This window comes from Allobosea sp. CER48 (genome assembly GCF_044752385.1).
Taxonomy (GTDB): domain Bacteria; phylum Pseudomonadota; class Alphaproteobacteria; order Rhizobiales; family Beijerinckiaceae; genus Allobosea.
The window spans coordinates 1-1,481 of sequence record NZ_JBIWYK010000631.1; the positions used below are offsets into that span (position 1 = coordinate 1).

Annotated in this window: 3 protein-coding genes; 2 read left to right on the forward strand and 1 reads right to left on the reverse strand. The window is 68.3% G+C overall.

Features of this window, described 5'->3' with window-relative positions; all coding sequences use genetic code 11:
• Both ACIPIA_RS16145 and ACIPIA_RS16150 read left to right on the forward strand, forming a co-directional pair.
• A partial coding sequence (locus ACIPIA_RS16145; protein WP_400510990.1) for a sigma-70 family RNA polymerase sigma factor occupies positions 1 to 466 on the forward strand: 466 nt, incomplete at its 5' end.
• Positions 463 to 1,185: an anti-sigma factor gene (locus ACIPIA_RS16150; RefSeq protein ID WP_400510991.1), complete on the forward strand. Its 723-nt coding sequence runs from the start codon at positions 463 to 465 to the stop codon at positions 1,183 to 1,185. The genes ACIPIA_RS16145 and ACIPIA_RS16150, both read left to right, overlap by 4 nt.
• 41 nt (positions 1,186 to 1,226) lie before the next feature.
• Here ACIPIA_RS16150 and ACIPIA_RS16155 read toward each other — a convergent pair.
• A partial coding sequence (locus tag ACIPIA_RS16155; protein WP_400510992.1) for a class I SAM-dependent methyltransferase occupies positions 1,227 to 1,481 on the reverse strand: 255 nt, incomplete at its 5' end.

The window sequence follows — 1,481 nt, forward strand, 5'->3', positions numbered from 1 at the left end:
CGACCAGGAATGTCCGCGTATGCTCGGTGTGGCGCAGCGCATGCTGAAGCGCCGCGCCCTGGCGGAGGAAGCGGTGCAGGACAGTTTCATCCTGATCTGGCGCCATTCCGGACGCTTCGACCCGCAACGCGGTTCGGGCCTGACCTGGATCTACGCGATCCTGCGCAACCGCGCGCTGTCGATCCTGCGTGACGAACGGCGCATGGAGACCAACGAAAGCCCGACTGGCCAGGAGGCCGCAAGCGAGGAGGATGATCCGGAGACCGTGATGGCGAAGCTCTCCGATGCCGAGGCATTGCGCGGCTGCCTGGAAGCCCTTCCGGCCCCGCGGCGCGGCATGGTGCTGCTCGCCTTCGTGCAGGGGCTGAGCCATGGCGAGATCGCCGGTAGGCTCGGCATGCCGCTCGGCACGGTGAAATCCTGGATCCGCCGTTCGCTGATCGCACTCAAGGAGTGCCTCGGATGACGCTGGGACCGGATCGCGAGATTGTCGCGGGAGAATATGCGGTGGGTTTGCTCGACGGCGCCGAGAGAGAGGCGTTCGAGACGCGAATGGCGGTCGACGCCAAGCTGGATGCCGCGGTCGCCCGCTGGCAAACGCGGCTGGCGCCGATCGATGCCACCGCCCTGCCGATCGAGCCATCGACAGGGCTGTGGCAGCGCATCGAGAGCGGCCTCGATCGTGTTCCCGCTCGAAGCGAAGCCGTGGCCTCGCAGTCAGCGCCCGGCGCGCGGTTCTCGCAATGGTGGGACAGCCTCTGGCTCTGGCGTGGAGCAGCCCTTGCCGGTGTCGCCGCCGCGCTGGTGCTCACCTTCGGGCTCGTCGCGGCGCTCGATGGCGCCCGTCGCCAGCCAGTGATGGTCGCGGTTCTGCTGACGGAGACCAATGTCGCAGCGGCCGTGGTGAACACGTTCGCTGACCGGCGCGTCGAACTGTTGCCGCTCCAGGATATCGCCGTGCCGCAGGGGCGTGCGCTGGAAATCTGGACGCTGTGGGACCGCGCCACCGGGCCGCGTTCGGTCGGGCTCATCGACCGGGCTCGCGCCGTGCCCCTGCGCCTGGAGAACCTGCCGCTGAATGCCGACCAGCTCTTCGAGATCACGGTGGAGCCCGCGGCCGGCTCTCCCACCGGACGCCCTACCGGCCCGATCGTCGCGAAGGGGCTGACAGCGCGACGCCTCTAGTCGATCGGGGGGCCGATCGGGGCGCCGGGCAAAAAAGCCCCTCAGCGGCCTTGCAGGGCGATCAGACTGACGTCGATCGTGCGGGCGCGAAACCCGGCTTCGCAGTAACAGAGATAAAACTCCCAGAGCCGGCGAAACGGCTCGTCGAAGCCCAACGGCGCGATTGCGGACCAGTTGTCGAGAAAGCGCCGCCGCCACTCCTTCAGGGTCAGCGCGTAGCTGTCGCCGAAGTCGAGCTGCTCGACGACAGCGAGGGCGGCCGCCCCGGCGTTGTTCTTCAGCACTGGAACCGACGG